We start from the raw sequence: 712 nt of genomic DNA on the forward strand, positions 1-712 counted from the left end.
GTTGGTTAGATAAAACGCCGTGGAGTCTACCAAAGTTTAAGCGCAAAACCATCGCTCGCACAGCATTAATTCGCTTGTTATTTGTTGCTCGAAGCGATTGCCGGCTGCGCGTATGCGGATACAACGTTTTTCTGAGCCTGTGAGAGCGAATCTGAGAATGAATCTGCGTTGAGACGTTGAAGTAATAGGTCTGCTGCACTGATCTCTTGTTCGCTTAGGGAGGCGGGGAGGGTGAACTGGTTACACACGAGTTTATTCGCCAACGTGTTTACAGGATAGAGCGCATAGTTGTCTCGGATCTGGCGATCAATCGCGCCTGCAAGAGTATCGGGAAGCTGCTGAATCCCTGGATCAGTTGCTAAGCAAACCGGTTCGCCAAACCGAACTGTAATCTTGCCCTTGTAACCAAGCATTCCATTCAGTATGTCGAGTTTGTCGTTTGCTAATTTTTCATCGGTACTGAGAGTTTCATCTTTGATGAGACGCGTTGCTTTGCTCATGTCACATGGATCCCATTCGTAGGAAAGGGTGACGGGGCAAATGTTTAGCGCATTAGAGGTTTCTACTTGCGACGATTTGTCACTGCCAAGCAGTAGCATTTTGATCAGTGCCGGATTTGTAGAATCAACACCATCAAGGGCACGACCCTCGCGTTGTGCAATCCACACATTATGCTCGAACACAGAATGAACGTGGCGAATATATGCAGCCT

General features: G+C 47.8%; 1 pseudogene. It reads right to left on the reverse strand.

Annotation, left to right across the window (positions count from 1 at the left end):
* Positions 1 to 77 precede the first annotated feature (77 nt).
* A pseudogene (locus A3750_RS21160) lies at positions 78 to 712 on the reverse strand (hypothetical protein); the annotation flags it as partial.

Source organism: Oleiphilus sp. HI0079 (assembly GCF_001635105.1).